The 21,452-nt window shown below is 73.2% G+C and carries 18 protein-coding genes; 15 read left to right on the top strand and 3 right to left on the bottom strand.

Annotated elements, in window-relative coordinates; genetic code table 11:
* The first annotated feature begins 88 nt into the window (after window positions 1–88).
* Together CP982_RS29475 and CP982_RS29480 are read left to right on the top strand one after the other, a co-directional pair.
* The gene (locus tag CP982_RS29475; protein WP_150513247.1) at window positions 89–1,129 is read left to right on the top strand and encodes a 3-isopropylmalate dehydrogenase; all 1,041 of its coding nucleotides are present in this window, start codon (window positions 89–91) and stop codon (window positions 1,127–1,129) included.
* Between the two features lie 256 nt (window positions 1,130–1,385).
* Complete coding sequence (locus CP982_RS29480) at window positions 1,386–2,474, top strand: branched-chain amino acid aminotransferase (protein WP_150513248.1); 1,089 nt, start codon at window positions 1,386–1,388, stop codon at window positions 2,472–2,474.
* An 84-nt stretch (window positions 2,475–2,558) separates the two neighbouring features.
* Here CP982_RS29480 and CP982_RS29485 read toward each other — a convergent pair whose 3' ends face one another.
* The gene (locus CP982_RS29485) at window positions 2,559–3,221 is read right to left on the bottom strand and encodes a TetR family transcriptional regulator (RefSeq protein ID WP_150513249.1); all 663 of its coding nucleotides are present in this window, start codon (window positions 3,219–3,221) and stop codon (window positions 2,559–2,561) included.
* Between the two features lie 98 nt (window positions 3,222–3,319).
* On the opposite strand from CP982_RS29485, the gene CP982_RS29490 reads away from it, so the two are divergent.
* Window positions 3,320–4,252, top strand: coding sequence for a zinc-binding dehydrogenase (locus tag CP982_RS29490; protein WP_150513250.1), 933 nt, complete (start codon window positions 3,320–3,322; stop codon window positions 4,250–4,252).
* On the opposite strand, the gene CP982_RS29495 is transcribed toward CP982_RS29490, so the two are convergent.
* Window positions 4,249–5,640 carry a cytosine permease gene (locus CP982_RS29495; protein WP_150513251.1) on the bottom strand — a complete coding sequence of 464 codons (1,392 nt, stop codon included), beginning with the start codon at window positions 5,638–5,640 and terminating at the stop codon, window positions 4,249–4,251. The genes CP982_RS29490 and CP982_RS29495 overlap by 4 nt on opposite strands.
* A gap of 141 nt (window positions 5,641–5,781) precedes the next feature.
* Here CP982_RS29495 and ureA point away from each other — a divergent pair, with 141 nt between their 5' ends.
* The 9 genes from ureA to CP982_RS29540 all read left to right on the top strand — a co-directional run bounded on the left by ureA (window position 5,782) and on the right by CP982_RS29540 (window position 17,034).
* Window positions 5,782–6,468, top strand: coding sequence for an urease subunit gamma (ureA, locus tag CP982_RS29500; RefSeq protein WP_150513252.1), 687 nt, complete (start codon window positions 5,782–5,784; stop codon window positions 6,466–6,468).
* Window positions 6,465–8,153, top strand: a complete 1,689-nt coding sequence (locus CP982_RS29505; protein WP_150513253.1) for an urease subunit alpha — start codon at window positions 6,465–6,467, stop codon at window positions 8,151–8,153. The genes ureA and CP982_RS29505 overlap by 4 nt, the downstream gene beginning before the upstream one ends.
* A 27-nt stretch (window positions 8,154–8,180) precedes the next feature.
* Window positions 8,181–9,206, top strand: a complete 1,026-nt coding sequence (locus tag CP982_RS29510; RefSeq protein ID WP_150513254.1) for an agmatine deiminase family protein — start codon at window positions 8,181–8,183, stop codon at window positions 9,204–9,206.
* Window positions 9,207–9,293: 87 nt separating this feature from the next.
* Window positions 9,294–9,851, top strand: coding sequence for a TetR/AcrR family transcriptional regulator (locus CP982_RS29515; protein WP_150515767.1), 558 nt, complete (start codon window positions 9,294–9,296; stop codon window positions 9,849–9,851).
* A gap of 113 nt (window positions 9,852–9,964) precedes the next feature.
* The gene (locus tag CP982_RS29520) at window positions 9,965–11,266 is read left to right on the top strand and encodes a TolB-like translocation protein (RefSeq protein WP_150513255.1); all 1,302 of its coding nucleotides are present in this window, start codon (window positions 9,965–9,967) and stop codon (window positions 11,264–11,266) included.
* Window positions 11,245–12,333 carry a hypothetical protein gene (locus tag CP982_RS29525; RefSeq protein WP_150513256.1) on the top strand — a complete coding sequence of 363 codons (1,089 nt, stop codon included), beginning with the start codon at window positions 11,245–11,247 and terminating at the stop codon, window positions 12,331–12,333. Before CP982_RS29520 ends, CP982_RS29525 begins: the two co-directional genes overlap by 22 nt.
* A gap of 166 nt (window positions 12,334–12,499) precedes the next feature.
* On the top strand, window positions 12,500–13,753 hold the full coding sequence (locus CP982_RS29530; RefSeq protein ID WP_150513257.1) for a TolB family protein: 1,254 nt from the start codon (window positions 12,500–12,502) through the stop codon (window positions 13,751–13,753).
* 317 nt (window positions 13,754–14,070) lie between these two features.
* Window positions 14,071–15,678 (top strand): citramalate synthase, encoded by a 1,608-nt coding sequence (gene cimA, locus CP982_RS29535; protein ID WP_150513258.1) that lies wholly within the window; start codon window positions 14,071–14,073, stop codon window positions 15,676–15,678.
* A 42-nt stretch (window positions 15,679–15,720) separates the two neighbouring features.
* Window positions 15,721–17,034, top strand: a complete 1,314-nt coding sequence (locus CP982_RS29540; protein ID WP_150513259.1) for a hypothetical protein — start codon at window positions 15,721–15,723, stop codon at window positions 17,032–17,034.
* A gap of 35 nt (window positions 17,035–17,069) precedes the next feature.
* On the opposite strand, the gene CP982_RS29545 is transcribed toward CP982_RS29540, so the two are convergent.
* A complete protein-coding gene (locus tag CP982_RS29545) occupies window positions 17,070–17,678 on the bottom strand; it encodes a YceI family protein (protein WP_150513260.1) in 609 nt (202 codons plus the stop codon).
* A 350-nt stretch (window positions 17,679–18,028) separates the two neighbouring features.
* Between CP982_RS29545 and CP982_RS29550 the strand changes: the two genes are divergently transcribed.
* The 3 genes from CP982_RS29550 to CP982_RS29560 all read left to right on the top strand — a co-directional run bounded on the left by CP982_RS29550 (window position 18,029) and on the right by CP982_RS29560 (window position 21,417).
* Window positions 18,029–18,556 carry a toxin-antitoxin system HicB family antitoxin gene (locus tag CP982_RS29550; protein ID WP_150513261.1) on the top strand — a complete coding sequence of 176 codons (528 nt, stop codon included), beginning with the start codon at window positions 18,029–18,031 and terminating at the stop codon, window positions 18,554–18,556.
* A gap of 98 nt (window positions 18,557–18,654) precedes the next feature.
* Window positions 18,655–19,494, top strand: a complete 840-nt coding sequence (locus CP982_RS29555; RefSeq protein ID WP_150513262.1) for a DUF4097 family beta strand repeat-containing protein — start codon at window positions 18,655–18,657, stop codon at window positions 19,492–19,494.
* Window positions 19,495–19,824: 330 nt separating this feature from the next.
* A complete protein-coding gene (locus CP982_RS29560) occupies window positions 19,825–21,417 on the top strand; it encodes an acyl-CoA carboxylase subunit beta (protein ID WP_150513263.1) in 1,593 nt (530 codons plus the stop codon).
* The last annotated feature ends 35 nt before the right edge of the window (window positions 21,418–21,452 follow it).

Below are 21,452 nucleotides of genomic sequence, written 5' to 3' on the forward strand. Positions count from 1 at the left end.
GTGTGGTGGCGTACGCGCGGAGGGAACGGGTCTGTCCACATCGCGGACGGCCCGTGTCATTGGATGGGACGAACGGTAGGGTGCCGTCATGTCTCGCAGCATCAATCTCGCAGTGATCCCCGGTGATGGGATCGGCCAGGAAGTCGTGGCCCAGGGGCTCAAGGTCCTCAACGCCGTCCTCCCGCAGGATGTGAAGCTGGAGACCAAGGAGTACGACTTCGGCGCGCGGCGCTACCACGCCACCGGGGAGACCCTCACCGACGCCGACCTCGCGGACCTGAAGAAGCACGACGCGATCCTGCTCGGCGCCATCGGCGACCCGTCGGTGCCCTCCGGCGTCCTGGAGCGCGGCTTCCTGCTCAAGCTCCGCTTCGCCTTCGACCACCATGTGAACCTGCGTCCGAGCAAGCTCCTGCCGGGCGTCGCGACCCCGCTCGCCGGGCAGCCCGAGATCGACTTCGTCGTCGTCCGCGAAGGCACCGAGGGCCCCTACACGGGCAACGGCGGCACCATCCGCCAGGGCACCGAGCACGAGGTCGCCACCGAGGTCTCCGTCAACACCGCCTTCGGCGTGGAGCGCGTCGTGCGCGACGCCTTCGCCCGCGCCCAGGCGCGGCCGCGCAAGAAGCTCGCGCTGATCCACAAGAACAACGTGCTCGCCTTCGCCGGCCACCTGTGGACGAACGTCTTCAACAAGGTGGCCGCGGAGTTCCCCGACGTCACCACCGAGTACATGCACGTGGACGCGGCGACGATCTACCTCGTCACCCAGCCCGAGCGCTTCGACGTGATCGTCACCGACAACCTCTTCGGCGACATCATCACCGACCTCGCCGCGGCCGTCTCCGGCGGCATCGGCGTCGCGGCCTCCGGCAACATCAACCCCGCCCGCGCGTTCCCGTCGATGTTCGAGCCGGTGCACGGCTCGGCGCCCGACATCGCGGGCCAGGGCAAGGCCGACCCGACCGCGACCGTGCTCTCCGTCGCCCTGCTCCTGCGCCACCTCGGGTACGACGCCGAGGCGGCCCGGGTCGAGGAGGCCGTCTCCACCGACCTCGGCGCCCGCGGGACCACCGTGCGCAGCACCGACGAGATCGGCGACGCGCTCGCCGTACGCGTAGCGGGCTGATCCGTCGGCAGCAGCTCCCTTCCTTGAAGCCGCCGGGTCATCATGGGCACCCGGCGGCTTCTCGTATCCGGTCACCGGGTGTCACCATCGGATCCCAGGGGCCGCAGATCCCGCCGTTTCGTGCACGGCACCCCACGAGCGATAATCGGACGTGGGGCCGCGAAGCGGCGCACACCCGTACGTCGTGAGCAGCACGCGCGTACGGTCTGAGTGAGCGCGGTCCGTCACACACGAAACCGGTGAAGGACACGCAACCATGACGACGCCCACGATCGAGCTGAAGCCCTCCTCGACCCCGGCCCAGGCCGCGGAGCGCGAGGCGGTGCTCGCCAACCCCGGGTTCGGCCGCCACTTCACCGACCACATGGTGACGATCCGCTGGACCGAGGGCCGCGGCTGGCACGACGGCCAGCTCGTGCCCTACGGCCCGCTCTCGCTCGACCCGGCGACGAACGTCCTGCACTACGCGCAGGAGATCTTCGAGGGCATGAAGGCCTACCGCCAGCCCGACGGCTCGGTCGCCCTGTTCCGCCCCGAGGCCAACGCCCGCCGCTTCCAGTCCTCCGCGCGCCGCCTGGCCATGCCGGAGCTGCCGGTCGAGACCTTCATCGAGGCCTGTGACGCGCTGGTGCGCCAGGACATCGACTGGGTGCCGGGCCACGGCGGCGAGGAGTCCCTGTATCTGCGCCCGTTCATGATCGCGACCGAGGCGAGCCTCGGTGTGAAGCCCGCCAACGAGTACCTCTTCGTGGTCATCGCCTCCCCGGCGGGCGCCTACTTCCCCGGCGGCGTCAAGCCCGTCTCGATCTGGCTCTCCGAGGACCGCGTGCGCGCCGTCCCCGGCGGCATGGGCGACGCCAAGACCGGCGGCAACTACGCCGCGTCGCTGCTCGCGCAGGCCGAGGCCGCGCAGAAGGGCTGCGACCAGGTCGCCTACCTCGACGCCGTCGAGCACAAGTGGGTCGAGGAACTGGGCGGCATGAACCTGTACTTCGTGTACGGGGACAGGATCGTGACCCCCTCGCTCTCCGGCTCCATCCTGGAGGGCATCACGCGCGACTCCCTCCTGACCGTCGCCCGCGACCTCGGCTATGTGTCCGAGGAGGCCCGCGTCTCCATCGACCAGTGGCAGGCCGACACGGAGAACGGCACGCTCACGGAGGTCTTCGCCTGCGGCACGGCCGCCGTGATCACGCCCGTCGGCACCGTCAAGGCGCAGCGCGGCGAGTGGACGCAGAGCGAGGGCCGGCCCGGTGAGGTCACCATGAGGCTCCGCGAGGCGCTGCTCGACATCCAGCGCGGCGTGCGCGAGGACGAGCACGGCTGGATGCACCGCCTGGGCTGAGCCCCCGTCCGAATCATCCGTCCCCGAGGGCCGGGCCCGGCAGCCACTGCCGGGCCCGGCCCTCGTGCGTCCGGACCGGCGGCCCTAGTCCGCCTTGACGCGCGCGGTCAGGGCCAGGCTCTCGGGCAGGGCCGCGCAGGCCCGGCGGAAGGCGGCGGCGAGGTCCGCGCGGGTCGGGGTGCCCGCCTCCGCCGTCCAGGCCTCCAGGCCGCGGCGCCACGCGGCCACGAGCAGGTCGACGGCCAGGTGCGCGCGCAGCCGGTCCGGGTCGTGCGCGGCGCCGCCGAGGTCGAAGCGGCGTACGACGACGTCCAGGGCGGCCCGCCCCGTGCGGTCGCAGAAGGCGAGGCCGTGCGCGTCCATCGACGGGTGGTGCGCGGCGAGGCGGCGGCTGAGCAGCACGCGGTGCGCCCACTCCTCGCCGGGCATCCGGTCGAGGGCGGCGAGCAGGACGTCGCGGAGGAGCTCGCTCAGCGGACCGCCGTCGGGCCGGGCCGTGCCCAGTTCGTCGAGGAACGCCGTCCACAGGTCGTGCAGCGGCGCCATCGCCACGTCTTCCTTGCTGGTGAAGGTGCGGAAGAAGGTCCGCTTGGACACCTCCACGGCGTCGCACAGCTCGTCGAGCGTGACGTGGTCGAAGCCGCGCTCCGTGAACAGCTCCAGGGCCGTGTCGATGAGCGCCTGGCGGGTGCGGAGCTTCTTGCGCTCGCGCAGGGACAGGGGAGCGGCGGCTCGGGCGGTGTCCATGAGGGGAGTGTAGTCGGGTAGCCAATGCCTCTTGATGGCTTATGCCACTCAGTGGCACTATGGCGGCACCTGCTTCCTCATCCGAAAGGGGTGCCCTCATGCGCGCCCTCCTCGTCGACCCCTCCGCCCCGGCCGGTCTGCGCCTCGGCACGGCGCCCGACCCCGAACCCGCCGCGCACCAGGCTCTGGTCCGGGTGACCGCGACCTCCCTGAACCACGGCGAGGTCACCCTGCTCGTGCCGGGCGCGGAGCCGGGCGCCGTGCTCGGCTGGGACGCGGCCGGATATGTGGAGCGGGCGGCCGCCGACGGCTCCGGTCCCGCCGCGGGCACCCCGGTGGTGACCGTGGGGGAGGCCGGGGGCTGGGCCGAACTCCGGGCGGTCGACACCGCGTTGCTCGGCGCCGTGCCCGAGGGCGCGGACCTCGGCGTCATCAGCACCGTGCCCGTCGCCGGGGCCAGCGCGCTGCGGGCCCTGCACCGGCTCGGGCCGCTCCTCGGGCGGCGCGTCCTGGTCACCGGGGCGACGGGCGGCGTCGGCCGGTACGCGGTGCAGCTCGCGCGGCAGGGCGGGGCGTACGTCGTGGCCACGACCGGTGACCCGGACGCGCACGGGGAACTGCTGCGGGGGCTCGGCGCGCACGAGGTCCTCGCCGACCCCGCCGACGCCGGGCCGGACGTGGACGGCGTGGTGGACCTGGTGGGCGGGCGCCAGCTCGTCGCCGCGTACGAGACGCTGGCCGCCGGGGGGACGCTGGTGTCCGTGGGGCACGCGGGCGGTGACGACGAGCACTTCGCGCACGGCGTGCTGTACGGGGACCTGGGGCGGCACGACCGGTCGGTCGTGAGCTTCTTCCTCCTCGGCGGGGGCGCCCCCCTGGGCCGGGACCTGGCGTGGCTGGCCGGCCGCGTCGCCTCCGGCGCTCTCGACGCCGGGGTGGCCTGGCGGGGCCCGTGGACCGAGGCGGCCGAGGCCGCGGAGGCCCTGCGGGGCAGGCGCCTGCACGGCAAGGCGGTCCTGGACCTGGCCTAGGCCCGGGAAGGGGCGGGCCCGGGGTGCGCCGCGTAAGCGGCACCCCCCACCGCCCCCGACAGCAGGAAGCTCACGTCCACCCCGCCGGTCAGGCCGAGCAGCGGCCCCTCGTAGGAGGGGAGGGACACCGAGAGCAGGCCCACCGCCGCGCCGAGCGCCCACGCACCCGTGGCCCACGGGTTCCAGCCGCCCCGGAACCAGTAGATCCCGCCCCGCGCGCGGCGGTTGAAGACCTGGAGGGCGTCGGCGTCGTACACGCCGCGGCAGCGCGCGAACCCGATGAGCGTGATGACGGCCCAGGGCGTGCCGACGGCCGTGAGCAGCAGCACGAAGGACGTCATCGCGTCCTGCGCGGCCCAGGCGAAGTGCCCGGCGAACACGCACCCCGTGGCGAGCACCGCCACGGTGCACGTGGCCCGCGCCCGCGACGCCCGCGGCACGATCGCGTCCAGGTCGAGCCCCATCGAGTACAGCATCAGGCCCGCGTTGCCGACGGACCCGGCGGACGCGGCGAGCAGCAGCGGGACCAGGTACCAGCCGGGTGCCGCCGCGACCAGCGGCCCGGCGTAGTCGAGCGCCGCCCTCGCCGCGTACGCCGTGAAGGTGCCGAAGAGCTGGGGGACCAGGAGCCCCGCGACCAGGCCGAGACAGGTCGCCCGCAGGACCGAGCCCGAGGTGTGCCGGGCGGGGGAGACGTACCGGGTGTAGTCGCCGAGCAGGGTGATGAAGGCGATGGGCCCGGACAGGCCCGCGGCCACCAGGGCGAGGGCCCAGGTCGGCCAGAAGGAGCCGAGCGCGTAGCCGCCCGCTTCGGGCGGCGCGGCCGCGGTGAAGCCGGGCGCGTACGCCACGACGCCGAGGGCGAGCAGCGCGGTCATGCCGACGGCGAGCATGCGGGAGAGCCGCAGCAGCGCCTGGTAGCCGTACACCGCGCCGCCCACGGTCGCCGCCGCGAGCAGCGCGTACACGACGGCGTACGTGAACCCGCCGGTGGGAAGGGCGCACAGCCGGTGCAGGGTGCCCACCATCACGTCGCCGCCGATCCACAGCGTCAGGGCGGTGTAGCCGAGCGAGAGCAGCAGCCCGACCACCGAGCCGACCAGGCGGCCGCGCACGCCGAACTGGGCGCCGGACGACGTGGACAGGTTCGTGGCGGTGCGCAGCGACACCAGGGCGAGGGGCGCGGTCAGCGCGGTGCCGGCCAGGGTGCCCGCCACCACCGCCGACACGGACTGCCACCAGCTCAGGCCGAACGACACCGGCAGCCAGCCGAAGACGATCACGCCGAGGCAGAGGTTGGAGCCGAGGAGGATCGCGACCACGTCACGGGGGCCGCTGGTGCGCTCCTCCTCGGGGACGGTGTCGACTCCGCGCTGTTCGATCGGCATGAAGGGCCCCTGACGCTGTGTTTGAGTGGCGTTCAATGTGGGATACGCCGCACTGCCGCGTCAATGGGTGAACCTTCCGTGTTCTCGAATCTTTGCTTAGAGTGGCGTTCAAATGTGCGGCAGGGATACGAGGTGCCTGGCATGCGACTGACCCCCACCGAACGCGACCGGCTGCTGCTCTTCGGCGCGGCCGAGCTCGCCCGGGCCCGCAGGGCGCGCGGCCTTAGGCTCAACGTGCCCGAGGCGACCGCCCTCATCGCCGACACCGTGTGCGAGGCGGCGCGCGACGGCGCCCGGCTCGCCGAGGCCGTCGAGCGGGCCCGGTCCGTGCTCGGCCCGGACGACGTGCTCCCGGGCGTCGCGGACGTGGTGACCGAGGTCCACGTGGAGGCCGTCTTCGACGACGGCTCCCGGCTCGCCGTCGTGTCCCGGCCGATCGGCGGCGACGGCGGGGGCGAGCGGGCACCGGGCGCCCTCCTGCCGGGACCCGCGCACGCGGACCCCGCACCGGTGGCGGCCCTCGCCGTGCACAACACCGCCACCGTCCCGGTCTCGGTGACCTCGCACTTCCACTTCTTCGAGGCCAACCCCCGGCTCGACTTCGACCGCGCCGCCGCTTACGGCATGCGGCTCGCCGTCCCCGCCGGGTCCTCGGTGCGCTTCGGGCCCGGCGAGCGCGTCGACGTCGGGCTCGTGCCGATCGGCGGCGACCGCGTCGCGATCGGCTTCGCAGGCCTTGTCGACGGCGCGCTCGACGCGCCGGGCGCGAAGGAAGAGGCCCTGCGCAGGGCCGCCGCCTGTGGCTACCTGGGAGCGAGGACACGATGAGCATCGATCCGTACGCCTACGCCGCGACCCACGGCCCCCGCGCCGGGGACCGCGTCCGGCTCGGCGACTCCGGCCTGACCGTCCGCGTCGAGTCCGACGCGCAGCGGTACGGCGACGAGTTCCTCGCCGGATTCGGCAAGACCGCCCGCGACGGACTGCACCTCAAGGCCGCGGCCGTCCGCGACACCTGCGACGTCGTGATCAGCAACGTCCTCGTCATCGACGCGGCGCAGGGCATCAGGAAGGTGTCCATCGGCATCCGCGAGGGCCGGATCGCCGCGATCGGACGGGCCGGGAACCCCGACACCCTCGACGGCGTGGACGTCGTCGTCGGCACCGGTACGTCCATCGTGTCCGGCGAAGGACTCATCGCCACCGCCGGAGCCGTGGACACCCACGTCCACCTCCTTTCGCCGCGCATCATGGAGGCCTCGCTGGCCTCCGGCGTCACCACGGTCATCGGGCAGGAGTTCGGGCCCGTGTGGGGCGTCGGCGTGAACTCGCCCTGGGCGCTGCGGCACGCGTTCAACGCCTTCGACGCCTGGCCCGTCAACATCGGCTTCCTGGGCCGGGGTTCGTCGTCGGACCCGGCCCCGCTGGTCGAGGCCCTCGCCGAGGGCGGCGCGAGCGGCTTCAAGGTGCACGAGGACATGGGCGCCCACACCCGCGCCCTCGACACCGCGCTGCGCGTCGCCGAGGAGCACGACGTCCAGGTCGCCCTGCACAGCGACGGCCTGAACGAGTGCCTGTCGGTGGAGGACACCCTGAAGGTCCTGGAAGGGCGCACCATCCACGCCTTCCACATCGAGGGGTGCGGCGGCGGCCACGTACCGAACGTCCTGAAGATGGCGGGCGTGCCGAACGTCATCGGGTCCTCCACCAACCCCACCCTGCCCTTCGGCCGGGACGCCGTGGCCGAGCACTACGGGATGATCGTCTCCGTCCACGACCTGAAGACGGACCTGCCCGGCGACGCCGCCATGGCCCGCGACCGCATCCGCGCCGGGACCATGGGCGCGGAGGACGTGCTGCACGACCTCGGCGCCATCGGCATCACCTCGTCCGACGCGCAGGGCATGGGCCGCGCCGGGGAGACCGTGCGGCGCACCTTCGCCATGGCCGGGAAGATGAAGGCCGACCTCGGCCCGATGGAGGGCGACGGCCCCGACGACGACAACGCGCGCGTCCTGCGCTACATCGCCAAGCTCACCCTCAACCCCGCCATCGCGCACGGCCTCGCCCACGAGGTCGGCTCGATCGAGACCGGCAAGCTCGCCGACATCGTGCTGTGGCGGCCCGAGTTCTTCGGCGCCAAGCCGCAGCTCGTACTGAAGGCCGGATTCCCCGCCTACGGCGTCGTCGGCGATCCGAACGCCGCGACCGACACCTGCGAACCCCTCGTCCTCGGGCCGCAGTTCGGGGCGTACGGCGCGACCGCGGCCGACCTCTCCGTCGCCTTCGTCGCCCAGGCCGCCGTGGGCCAGGGCAACGACCTCATGCCCACGCGCCGCCGCCGCGTCGCCGTGCGCGGCACCCGCGGCATCGGCCCCGCGGACCTGCGCCTGAACTCCCGTACGGGCGCCGTCGACGTGGACCAGCGCACCGGCCTCGTCACCCTCGACGGCGACCCGCTGCGCTCCGAGCCCGCCGACTCGGTGTCCCTCAACCGCCTGTACTTCCTCTGACGCCCCACCCTCGCCAAGGAACCCGCCATGACGCTGTACATGCCCCCGGAGTGGGCCCCGCACGACCGCACCTGGATGGCCTGGCCAGGCCCCAACACCACCTTCCAGGACCCGGACGACCTGGCCGCGTCGCGCCGGGCCTGGGCGGCCGTCGCCCGGGCCGTGCGCCGCTTCGAGCCGGTCACCATGGTGTGCGGCCCCGGCCAGACCGGCTCCGCGAGGCAGCTCCTCGGCCCGGACGTGGACGTCGTCGAGCGGGAGCTCGACGACGCCTGGATGCGCGACATCGGCCCCACCTTCGTGCGCGACACCGCCACCGGCGGCCTGGCCGCCGTGGACTGGGTGTTCAACGGCTGGGGCGCCCAGGAGTGGGCCAGCTGGGAGCACGACGCGAAGATCGCCCGGCACGTCGCGGACCTCGCGGGCGCCCCCGTGCACGCCTCGCCGCTCGTGAACGAGGGCGGCGGCATCCACGTCGACGGCGAGGGCACCGTGCTGCTCACCGAGACCGTGCAGCTCGGCCCCGAGCGCAACCCCGGCTGGACCAAGGAGCGGGTCGAGGCCGAGATCCACGCGCGCCTGGGCACCACCGAGGCGATCTGGCTGCCCCGCGGCCTCACCGCCGACTACCCGGGCCACGGCTTCGGCACCCTCGGCCACGTCGACATCGTGGCCGCCTTCGCCGCGCCCGGCGTCGTCCTCGTGCACAGCCAGCAGGACCCGGCCCACCCGGACTTCGAGGTCAGCAAGGAGGTCGCGGGCCTGCTGCGCGGGCGCACGGACGCCCGCGGCCGCGCCCTGGAAGTCGTCGAGGTGCCCGCGCCCACCGTCCTCGCCGACGACGAGGGCTGGGTCGACCACTCGTATATCAACCACTACCTGTGCAACGGCGGCGTGGTCCTGTGCGGCTTCGACGACCCCCGCGACGAGCTCGCCGCGGGCATCTTCCGGCGCCTTTTCCCGCGCCGCACGGTCACGCTCGTCGACGCCCGTACGATCTTTGCCGGAGGCGGCGGCATTCACTGCGTCACCCAGCAGCAGCCAAGGATCTGACGGCGGGAGCACCACGTGGCCGAAGCGAGCCCCTCGGGCAGCGCGCGCAGGAACGCGCCCCCGCGCGAAGACGTCCTCGCCGCGGCCATGGAGATGATCGCCGAGCGCGGCCTGGAGAAGCTCACCATGGCCGCGCTCGGCCGCGAGGTCGGCATGAGCAGCGGCCACCTCCTCTACTACTTCGGCTCCAAGGACGAGCTGCTCCTGCGCACCCTGGAGTGGAGCGAGGGCCGGCTCGGCGCGCGGCGGCGCAGGCTCCTCGCCCAGGACGCCTCGGCCCGCGAGCGCCTGGACGCCTACGTCGACCTGTACGTGCCCAAGGGCCACCGCGACCCGCACTGGACGCTCTGGCTGGAGGTGTGGAACCGCTCGCTCAACGCCGACGCGGGCGGCCGCGACCGGCAGGCCGCCATCGAGGGCGCCTGGCACCGCGACCTGGTGGCGCTGCTCGCCGAGGGCGTCTCGCACGGCGAGTTCCGAGCCGTCGACCCCGACCGGGTCGCGACCCGCCTCCGGGCGCTGCTCGACGGCCTGAGCATCCATCTGGCGATCGGTCTGCGCGGCACGGACAGGGCCCAAGTCCTCGGCCATGCCCGGGAGTTCACCGACCAGACACTCGGCCCCCGACCCGTCGCGGACGCTTGAGGCCCCGTCCAGGTTGTACGCGTTCCGACTGATTGACCCCCGCGCCCGGCGTGCGCTTGCATCCGATGGGCCCCTGGCACCGGGCCGGGGCCCCTGCCTTCCGGGGGGAACGCATGGCCCAGGACCAGCGGAAGAAGAGACGGGGCCGAGCCGCGAGGGCGGCGGGCGCGAGCGCCCTGGCCGGCCTCCTCGCGGTGGCGGTCCTGCCCGCGGCCGTCGCGGCGCCCGCGCCGCACGCACCGGCGGGGGCCGCCGGGACCACCCGCCTGATCAGCGCCGCCGTCGACGGCGGCGCGGCGAACGGCCCCTCCGGCAACCCGGTCGTGAGCGCCGACGGCCGGATCGCCGTCTTCACCTCGCAGGCGAGCAACCTCGTCCACGGCGACACCAACGACCGGGCCGACCTGTTCGTCCGCGAGCTGCGCCGCGGCAGGACCCAGCGCGTCGTGGACCCCCTCGGTGAACTCTCCGCACCGGCGCTCAGCGCGGACGGCCGCCACCTCGCCTACACGGCGCGGGACGGCGACACGACCGCCGTCGTCGTCCGCGACCTGCGCACGGGCCGCACCGAGCGCGCCGACGTCGACCTGCCGATGCCCTTCGAGAGCGGCTACGCGCCCGCGCTCTCCGCCGACGGCCGCACCGTCGCCTTCACCGTCGACGACACCGACCACACCACCACCGGGGCCCAGGCCGTCTACGTGCGCGACCTGCGTGCGCGGCGCACCGAGCGCGTCAGCTTCCCCGTCGACGGCGAGGAGGGCTTCCGCGGCTTCCGCGCCCCGACGATCAGCGCCGACGGCAGGACGGTGGCCTACCAGACCGTGCACGGCACCCCGCCGCGCGGCGACTGGGCCGACCTCTACGTCCACGACCGCGACACCGGCGGCGAGACGCAGGCCGACACCACGTACGACGGCAGCCCCGCGGACGGCGCCGCCACCGGCCCGCTGCTCAGCGCGGACGGCACCACGCTGGTCTTCGACTCCGGCGCCTCCAACCTCGTCCCGGGCCGGGACCCCAACGACAGCGTCAACCCCTTCGTCCGCGATCTGCGCACCGGCAGGGTCACCCGCGTCGACGCGGCCCTGCCCGGCCCCCAGGGCGTCCTGTCCGTCGACGGGGTCTCGGCCGACGGCAGGAAGCTGCTGCTCGACACCTGGCCGGTCCACACCGTCGACGACGCCGAGTACGTCCGGAACCTGCGCACGGGCGCCGACAGGCTGGTGTCGCCGGACAAGGACGGCAGGCCCGCGAACGCCGTGGACGCCCGCATGGACGCCCGCGCCCGGACCGTCGTCTTCACCGGCTTCGACGACGACCGCTTCGTGGCCGGGGACACCAACGGCGTCCCGGACGTGTTCGCCCGCACGGTCCGCCAGGAGGCGAACCCATGCGCCACGTCAGGCCCCTGACCCTTTTGGGCGCGGCCCTGGTAACCGTGCTCGGCGCCACCGCCCCGACCGCCGCCGAAGCGGCCCCGCAGGTACCGCGCACCGAACGCGTCAGCACCGCGGCCGACGGCGCCCAGCTCGACGGGCCCTCCGGCGACGCCGCGCTCAGCGGCGACGGCCGCCGCGTCGCGTTCGTGACGCGGGCTCCGGGCCTCGGCTGCGCGCCGTTCCTGCCCTGCCTCAAGGTCAAGGACCTGACCACCGGCGACCTGACCGGCATCGACATCGGTGGCGGCCACCTCTACAGCGCGCCCCTGCTCAGCGCGGACGGCGACCGCGTCGCCTTCACCGCGGGCACGCGCTTCACGGCGCCCTACGTGTACGACACCACCACCGGCACCGCGCAGCGCCTGTGGCCCGAGAACCCGCCCGGCTCCAACGAGCTGGGCGCCGTGCGGTCCCTGAGCCCCGACGGCACGCACGTCGCGTACACGATCGGCAACCGCCACGGCACCCAGGGCTCCCGGCTGCTGTACGTCCGTGACACCGCCGCCGGAACCGACGAGCTGATCTCGCCACCGGAGGAGGGCTGGAAGGGCGGGGCGTCCGTGAACGGCGACGGCACCCGCGTCGCGTACCAGACCGGCGGCTACAGCGAGGGCCCCGAGGACACGGCGGACGTCTTCCTCAAGGCTCGCGGCACGGCGGAGCGGACCCGGCTCGACGCCGGTCTCGGCACGGCCGAACTGGTCCGGATCAGCGCCGACGGCCGCCGGGTCCTCTTCAACGCCCAGGGCGGCCTGTACGTCCACGACGCGCGCACCGGCACCACCCGGCGCGTCGCCGAGGGGCGCGCCAGGTCGGCCACCGCGTCGGCCCGGCACGTCGTGCTGTCCCGGGCCGACGGGCTGCACCTGCTCGACCTGCGCACCGGCCGCAGCACCGCCGCCGGCCCGCCCGACGCGCGCGCGGGCGTCGGCGCGGTGGCCGCCGGGGGCCGCGCCGTCACGTTCGGTTCGGCGGCGCCCGACCTCGTACCGGACGACACCAACGGCGAGGCCGACGTCTTCGTACGCCACCTCCGCTGACGACCGATCCGGTGAGGGGGAAGCGAACGGCGTGTCGGACGTGCCCCCGCGCGCCCCCGGGGCGAACAGTCGTACCGGCAACCAAGAGCGCCCGTACGGCAGTCCTTACCGACGCCGGAGCCATGGGCGCCGGACCCGCACACTCACCGCACGGGGGAACCGAACCATGCACCAGAACACCAAGCGCGCGGCCCTGGCCGCCGCGGTCGTCGTCGCGGCGGTCACGGCGACCGCCCTGCCCACCGCCTTCGCGGCGCCCGCCGCGCCGCGCACGGTCGGCGTGAGCGTCACGCCCGGCGGCACGGCGGGCAACGCGGCCGTCTCGTCCGCGGTGATCAGCCGCGACGGCAAGGTCGTCGCCTTCGACTCGGAGGCGAGCGACCTGGTGGCCGGGGACACGGGCGGCCGCTCCGACGTGTTCGTGCGCACCCTGGCCACCGGCAGGACGGAGCGCGTCGCGCTCGCGGGCCGCCAGCTCCGCAGCCCCTCGCTCAGCCGCGACGGCCGCTACGTCGCCGTCATCACGGCCCCCGCCGGTGACTACGGAGCGTCCGACGTGCGTCTGTACGACCGCACGACGAAGAAGTTCCAGCGCCTGGACGTGGAGCTGCCGGACGGCTTCGACGGCAAGGGCGCGGGCACCGTCTCGCTCACTCCGGACGCCCGCTACGCCGTCTTCGACACCCGGCAGCGCGAGGGCTCCGACGGCCAGGTCGTGTTCCTGCGCGACCGGAAGAAGAAGACCACCGAGCGGATCAGCCACCCCAACCCCGGCTGGGAGCCGCGCTCCGCGCACACCCCGACGGTCAGCGACGACGGCCGCAAGGTCGTCTACGCGCACAACTACACCAACGGCCCGCGGGGCGACGACTGGAGCGACGTGTGGCTGCGCGACCGCGCCACCGGACGCCTGACGCAGGTCGACCGCTCCCACGACGGCTCGAAGACCGAGAAGGAGTCCCTCGAACCGTCCCTCAGCGGCGACGGCCGCAAGGTCGTCTTCGAGTCCCGCGACACCCACCTCGTGCCGAACGACGACGACAAGGCCTGGAACGTCTTCGTCCACGACCTCGCCTCCGGCCGGAACCAGCGCGTCCACGGCACCCAGGGCGGCCCCGGCGCGGCCTACACCCGCGCCCCCGCCGTCAGCGCCGACGGCCGCCGCCTCACCTATATGACGGAGGTGAAGGAGCCCGGCAGCCGGTACGGCACCGAAACGCCCGTCTACGCACGCGACCTGAAGACCGGCAGGACGGTCCTCGTCACCCCCGACGCCACGGGCGGCACGGCCTCGGCGAAGGTCGCCCCGGGCGCGCTCTCGGCGAACGGCGAGCGCGTCGCGTTCCTCTCGGCGGACGCGGGCCTGCTGCCGGGTGACACGAACGACGGCTACGACGCGTTCGTGCGCCACCTCCGCTGAGCGGAGCCCGTCCGGCCGACTGCTGTCCGGCGGCGCCCGCATGCTGAGACGGCCGTTCAAGTACGGCCCGGGGTATGGCAGGCTGAGCCCATGCTTACCGCCGTGATTATGGGCAGCAGGCGCGCCGGTCCGCAGTGACCGCCCCCGTACGACCGTACGGGGCGGCACCGTCTTCGATCCGCGCGCAGACCTCTCGCACCCGCGAGGGGTTTTTTGTTTTCCGGCCCACCCCAGCCGGACGGACGTGGCGCGAGGGATCATGAGGATGGTGGAGCCGGTCATCCGGTAGACCGAGATCCGACACAGGAGCCAGAAAGATGACGACGGAAACCAGCCAGCCCGACGATTCGTTCCACGTGTTCGACACCACGCTGCGCGACGGAGCGCAGCGCGAGGGCATCAATCTGACCGTCGCGGACAAGCTGACCATCGCCCGGCATCTGGACGACTTCGGCGTGGGCTTCATCGAGGGCGGCTGGCCCGGCGCCAATCCGCGCGACACCGAGTTCTTCGCCCGCGCCACGGCGGAGGTCACCTTCAAGAACGCGCAGCTCGTCGCGTTCGGCGCCACCCGTCGCGCGGGCGGCAAGGCCGCCGAGGACCCGCAGGTCAAGGCGCTCCTGGACTCCGGAGCCCCGGTGATCACACTGGTCGCCAAGTCCCACGACCGGCACGTCGAACTCGCCCTGCGCACCACGCTCGACGAGAACGTGGAGATGGTCCGCGACACCGTCTCCTACCTGCGCGCGCAGGGCCGCCGCGTCTTCGTCGACTGCGAGCACTTCTTCGACGGCTACCGCGCCAACCCCGAGTACGCCAAGGCCGTCGTGCGGGCCGCGCACGAGGCGGGCGCGGACGTCGTGGTCCTGTGCGACACCAACGGCGGCATGCTGCCCGCGCAGGTGCAGGCCGTGGTCGCCACCGTCGCCGCCGACACCGGCGCCCGGCTCGGCATCCACGCCCAGGACGACACCGGCTGCGCGGTCGCCAACACCCTCGCCGCCGTCGACGCGGGCGCCACCCACGTCCAGTGCACCGCCAATGGCTACGGCGAGCGCGTCGGCAACGCCAACCTCTTCCCGGTCGTCGCCGCCCTGGAGCTGAAGTACGGCAAACAGGTCCTGCCCGAGGGCGCGCTGCGCGAGATGACCCGGGTCTCGCACGCCATCGCCGAGGTCGTGAACCTCACCCCGGCCACCCACCAGCCCTACGTCGGCGTCTCGGCCTTCGCGCACAAGGCGGGCCTGCACGCCTCCGCGATCAAGGTCGACCCGGACCTCTACCAGCACATCGACCCCGAGCTTGTGGGCAACCGCATCCGCATGCTGGTCTCCGACATGGCGGGCCGCGCCTCCATCGAGCTCAAGGGCAAGGAGCTGGGCGTCGACCTCGGCGGCGACCGCGAGCTGGTCGCCCGGGTCGTGGAGCGCGTCAAGGAGCGCGAGCTCAAGGGCTACACGTACGAGGCGGCCGACGCGTCCTTCGAGCTGCTCCTGCGGGCGGAGGCCGAAGGACGCTCGCTGTGCTACTTCCGCACCGAGTCCTGGCGCGCGATCGTCGAGGACCGGCCCGACGGCTCGCACGCCAACGAGGCCACCGTGAAGGTGTGGGCCAAGGGCGAGCGCATCGTGGCGACGGCGGAGGGCAACGGCCCCGTCAACGCCCTCGACCGGGCCCTGCGCGTCGCCCTGGAGCGGATGTACCCGGAGCTGGCCAAGCTGGAGCTCGTGGACTACAAGGTCCGCATCCTGGAGGGCAAGCACGGCACCACCTCCACCACCCGCGTGCTCATCTCCACCTCGGACGGCGACGGCGAGTGGTCGACCGTCGGCGTCGCGGACAACGTGATCGCCGCGTCCTGGCAGGCCCTGGAGGACGCCGTCACCTACGGCCTGCTCAAGGCCGGGGTCGAGCCCGCCGAGTAGCCGCGGGAGGTCGTTCGCGCCCGGGCTGGGTTAGCGTGAAGTATGAGGCCCACCAGACAGGCGGCGTCGCGGCTCACCGTCATCCTGTCCGGACTGCTCCTGGCCCTGGGCGCCACGCTCGCGCCCGCGGCCCGGGCCGCCACGGACGTCGGGACGGTGGCCGACGCCTTGCGCGAGAACCCCGTGTACGTCGACGGGGCGGCGGCGTCCCAGCTCTCCCGAGCCGACGCCGACGCCCTCGCCGACAAGATCAAGAAGGCCGACAAGCCGGTCTTCGTCGCCGTGCTCCCGGAGTCGTTCCCCCAGCAGGACCTGTTCCGCGACCTGCGGACGGCCACGGGGATCACGGGCGTGTACGCGATCCGGCTCGGCGACGCCTTCGATGCCAGGGCCGACAGCACGGCCCTGTCGAACAACGCCGTCCGGAACCTCTCCTCGCTCGTCCGGGACGAGCCCGTGAAACAGCAGCTCAACGACTTCGTGGACCGGGCACTCACCCAGACGTCGGGCAGCGCGCCCGCCTCCTGGGGCGACACCGGCGGCAGTGACGGCGCCCCCGTCGGGGCACTGATCGGCGTCGGCGCGGTGATCGCCGCGGGCGGCGCGGGCGCCTACGCGGTGGCACGCAGCCGGCGCCGCAAGCGCGCCGAGGAGGAGCGCGCGGCCCTGGAGAAGCTGCGCGTCGTCGTCGACGAGGACATCACCGCCTTCGGCGAGGAACTGGAACGGCTCGACTTCCACCCCGCCGAGGCCGGCGCCGACGACGCCATGCGCGCCGACTACGAGCGCGCGCTGGACGCGTACGAGAAGGCCAAGTCCTTCATGGCGGCCGCCGAGCGGTCCGAGCAGGTCCGTGCCGTCACGCAGGCCCTGGAGGACGGCCGCTTCGCGCTCGCCCTGCTGGCCGCGCGCCGCGAGGGCCGCGCGCTGCCCGAGCGGCGGCCGCCGTGCTTCTTCGACCCCCGGCACGGCCCCTCCGTGAAGGACGCCGAGTGGACCCCGGCGGGCGGCACGTCCCGCGAGGTCCCGGTGTGCGCGGCCGACGCGGTCCGGCTCGCCGACGGCGAAGAGCCGATGACCCGCACGGTGACCACCGACACCGGCGAGCGCCGCCCCTACTGGGAGGCGGGCCCGGCCTACGGCCCCTGGGCGGGCGGCTACTTCGGCGGCGGTCTGCTCCCCGGCCTCCTCGTCGGCACGCTGCTCGGCTCGGCCCTGTCGTCCCCGGCGTACGCCGCGTCGGCGGGCGTACCGGCGGCCGACGGCGGCGACGTCACGGGCGCCGACTTCGACGCGGGCGACTTCGGGGGCGGCGGCGACTTCGGCGGGGGCGGGGACTTCGGCGGCGGCTTCTGAGCCTCTGCGCCGGGGGAGCGGGGGAGCAGGGAAGTTCAGGCCTGCCCGGAGTCCTTGATGGCCGAGATGTCGAAGGTCAGCTTGATCTTGTCGGAGACCAGCACCCCGCCCGTCTCCAGGGCCGCGTTCCACGTCAGGCCCCACTCCGAGCGCAGCAGCTCCGCCTTGCCCTCGAAGCCGACGCGCTCGTTGCCGAAGGGGTCCGTGGCCGAGCCGTTGAACTCCAGGTCGATGGTGAGCGGCCGGGTGGTGCCGAGGATCGTCAGATCACCGGTGACGCGGTAGTCGTCGCCGCCGAGCGCCTCCGCCTTGGTCGAACGGAAGGTCATCTTCGGGAACTCCTCCGTCTTGAAGAAGTCCGCGCTCTTGAGGTGACCGTCGCGGTCCGCGTTGCCGGTGTCGATGCTGTCCATCGTCACGTCGATGACGGCCGTCGACGCGGCCGGGTCGGTGCCGTCGAGGTGCAGCGAGCCGCTGACGTCGAGGAAGGAGCCCTTGACGTTCGTGACCATGGCGTGCCGGGCGACGAAGCCGATGCTGGTGTGCGTGGGGTCGAGCGTGTAGTCACCGGTCAGGGCGGCGAGTTCGGGGTTGACGGCGGCGGGCGCGGGGGCGGTGTCGTTCTTGCGGCCGAAGAGTCCCATGACGTGCTCCTTGGGGGGGCGGGCCGCGCTACGGGGGAGCTGCGGCCATGAGCAGTTTAATGTTCAACAACATTGACTGTAGCGCTGATTTGTTCAATCTTCAACCTTGATCGTCGCGTGTTGGCTCGATTACGCCGGGTGGGCGGGGTGGAAGTGATGGCGCCATGCGTGGTGCCACAAGAGGGGGAGCGGTGTGGCGCTCACGGGGGAGGTGGGGCGTTCGCCGTGCGGGGGTGAGGGGTTCGGCGGTGGCGGCGCGCGCGGCCCGACCTGCTGAAGGTGGAGGAATCGCCGCTGCGGGGGCGCGTTAAGAACTTGCCATGGCGCCATTGTGGTGCCATAGTGATGCCATGAATCTCACGCCGTATGTCGACCAACTCCGTCAGGAGCTCGCGGTCGCCGCCGAGGCCGGTGGTGAGGATGCTCGCGCGGTGGCCGAGCGTCTGATCGCCCCGCTCGAGTCGGCCACCCGGCTCACGTTGCTGAACGTGCTCTCCGCGGCCATGGACGAGGTTACCCGAGACCTCGCCCCCGGCTCGGTCGACGTGCGCCTGCGTGGGGGTGACCCGGACTTCGTGGTCACGCCGCCGCCCCTCGCCGACGCGTTCGAGGCGCCGGTCATGGAGGCGCCCGTGGCCCGCGTCGCGCCCGCCCTCGCGCCCGTCCCCGAGGCCGAGGAGGGCGGCACCGCCCGCATCAACCTCCGGCTGCCCATGCACCTCAAGTCCCAGGCCGAGGAGGCCGCCGCGGCCGAGAGCCTGTCGGTCAACGCCTGGCTGGTCCGCACCGTCGCCGAGGCCCTCAGGCCCAGCGAGAGCCCGCAGCCCGCCGCCCGCGGCGAGGGCGTGGGCAACAGCTTCACCGGGTGGGCCCGGTAGCGGCCCGCCCCCGCCCGGCCCGGACCGACGCGTCCGGGCCGCGCACCCCGCCGCATCCACCAGGACCAGGACCGGGACTACGAACGACGAGGACAGCCATGCCAACCTTCGACACCGCCAAGCCCATCAACGCCTCAGTGATCATCGAGAGCGGGACGGTGCGGATCACCGCGGGCGACCGCGCCGAGACCGTCGTCGACGTGCGCGCGACCAGCGAGACGCGCGCCGCCGACGTCCGCGCCGCCGAGCGGACCCGGGTGGAGTACACGGCGGGCCGCCTCCTGGTGAAGGGCCCCAAGGAGCGCTCCCTGTTCGGCAGGGGCTCGTCGGTCGACGTCGAGGTCGCGCTGCCCGAGGGCTCGCACGTGCAGGTCACCACCTCCATGGCCGACTGCACCATCGAGGGCGGCCTCGGCGAGTGCGAGGTCAAGACCTCCATGGGGGAGATCCGGGTGGTCCGGGCGGCCTCGGTGCGCCTCGACACCGGGCACGGCCGGGTGTACGTGGACCGGACGGAGGGCCAGGCCGACGTCACCACGGCCTCCGGCGAGGTGCGGCTCGGCACGATCGGCGGCGCGGCCGTCATCAAGAACTCGAACGGGTCCACCGAGATCGGCGAGGTCACCGGCGAGCTGCGGGTCCGCTCCGCCAACGGGTCCGTCATCGTCTCCCGCGCGCACGGCGACGTCACCGTGAAGACCGCGACCGGCGCCATCGAGATCGGCGAGGTGACGCGCGGCACCGCCGTCCTGGAGACCGGCACGGGCCGGGTCGACATCGGCATCAGCGAGGGCACCGCCGCCTGGCTCGACGTGCAGACCAAGTACGGCTCCGTGCGCCAGTCGCTCGGCTCGTCCGCGGGCCCCGGCGACTCCGGTGAGACGGTCAAGGTGCGGGCGCGCACGGGCCTGGGCGACATCGTGATCCACCGCGCCTGAGGCCCGTGAGCGGGGCCGCCCGCTCCGCCGCCGGGTGGCTGGAAAGGCGGCGGGGCGTTGTCGGCCCCCGCCAATTCCGCCGCGCCCCGGGTGCTCGTGCCGCCCCGCGAGGGTCGCGCCGAGCCCGCCCGGAAGCACTCATTCCGGTGCCTGGATGTGACCCGAGTCTCATCCGCCGTCTTGTGGAATCCCTACAGCCGGATGGGCCCCTGAGCAGTGGCTTCGGCTGCACCGCACAAAACTTCTGTCCGGGGGTGCCAGGAAAACGGTCCCGAAGCTGTTCAGAGTCGACGGTCCGTTTTCGCGCGTGTACTTCGTAAGGTCGAGAGCATGACCGTTTTGGACGAAGCTGGATCTTCAGCGGGTGAGCCCACCGACGCGCGGGGCCGAGTGGCCGAATTGGCCGGGATCCGCGCGCAGGCCCTGGCCGGGCCGAGCGAGAAGGCGACCGAGGCTCAGCATGCCAAGGGCAAGCTGACGGCCCGCGAGCGGATCGCGCTTCTCCTCGACGAGGGTTCGTTCCAGGAGGTCGAGCAGCTGCGCCGGCACCGGGCGACCGGCTTCGGCCTGGAGGCCAAGAAGCCGTACACCGACGGTGTCATCACCGGCTGGGGCACGGTCGAGGGCCGGACGGTCTTCGTGTACGCCCACGACTTCCGGATCTTCGGAGGCGCCCTCGGCGAGGCGCACGCCACGAAGATCCACAAGATCATGGACATGGCCATCGCGGCGGGCGCGCCCCTGGTCTCCCTGAACGACGGCGCGGGCGCCCGCATCCAGGAGGGCGTCTCCGCCCTCGCGGGCTACGGCGGCATCTTCCAGCGCAACACCAAGGCCTCCGGCGTCATCCCGCAGATCAGCGTGATGCTCGGCCCGTGCGCGGGCGGCGCGGCCTACAGCCCCGCCCTCACCGACTTCGTCTTCATGGTCCGCGACACCTCGCAGATGTTCATCACAGGACCCGACGTGGTCCGCGCGGTGACCGGCGAGGAGATCTCCCAGAACGGCCTGGGCGGCGCCGACGTGCACGCCGAGACCTCCGGCGTGTGCCACTTCGCGTACGACGACGAGGAGACCTGCCTCGCCGAGGTGCGCTACCTCATCGCGATGCTCCCGCAGAACAACCGCGAGAACCCGCCCGTCGCCGCCTGCGACGACCCGGCCGACCGCCGCTCCGAGGTCCTGCTCGACCTCGTCCCGGCCGACGGGAACCGGCCGTACGACATGACGAAGGTCATCGAGGAGCTCGTCGACGACGGCGACTACCTGGAGGTCCACGAGCGCTGGGCGCGCAACATCATCTGCGCCCTGGCCCGCCTCGACGGCCAGGTCGTCGGCATCGTCGCCAACCAGCCCCAGACCCTCGCGGGCGTCCTGGACATCGAGGCCTCGGAAAAGGCCGCGCGCTTCGTCCAGATGTGCGACGCCTTCAACATCCCGATCGTCACCCTGCTCGACGTGCCCGGCTTCCTGCCCGGCGTCGACCAGGAGCACGGCGGCATCATCCGCCACGGCGCGAAGCTCCTGTACGCGTACTGCAACGCGACCGTGCCCCGCATCTCCCTCATCCTGCGCAAGGCGTACGGCGGCGCGTACATCGTGATGGACAGCCAGTCCATCGGCGCCGACCTCACCTACGCCTGGCCGACGAACGAGATCGCGGTCATGGGCGCCGAGGGCGCGGCCAACGTCATCTTCCGCCGCCAGATCGCCGCCGCCGAGGACCCCGAGGCCATGCGCGCCCGCATGGTCAAGGAGTACAAGGCCGAGCTGATGCACCCGTACTACGCCGCCGAGCGCGGGCTCGTCGACGACGTGATCGACCCGGCCGAGACCCGGTCCGTGCTGATCAACTCGCTCGCGATGCTGCGCAACAAGCACGCCGATCTGCCGTCGCGCAAGCACGGCAATCCGCCGCAGTAGCGCCGCGCCGCCCCCTTCGCTTTCCCACAAGGAGA

Origin of the sequence: Streptomyces spectabilis (genome assembly GCF_008704795.1) — a bacterium.
GTDB classification, from domain to species: domain Bacteria; phylum Actinomycetota; class Actinomycetes; order Streptomycetales; family Streptomycetaceae; genus Streptomyces; species Streptomyces spectabilis.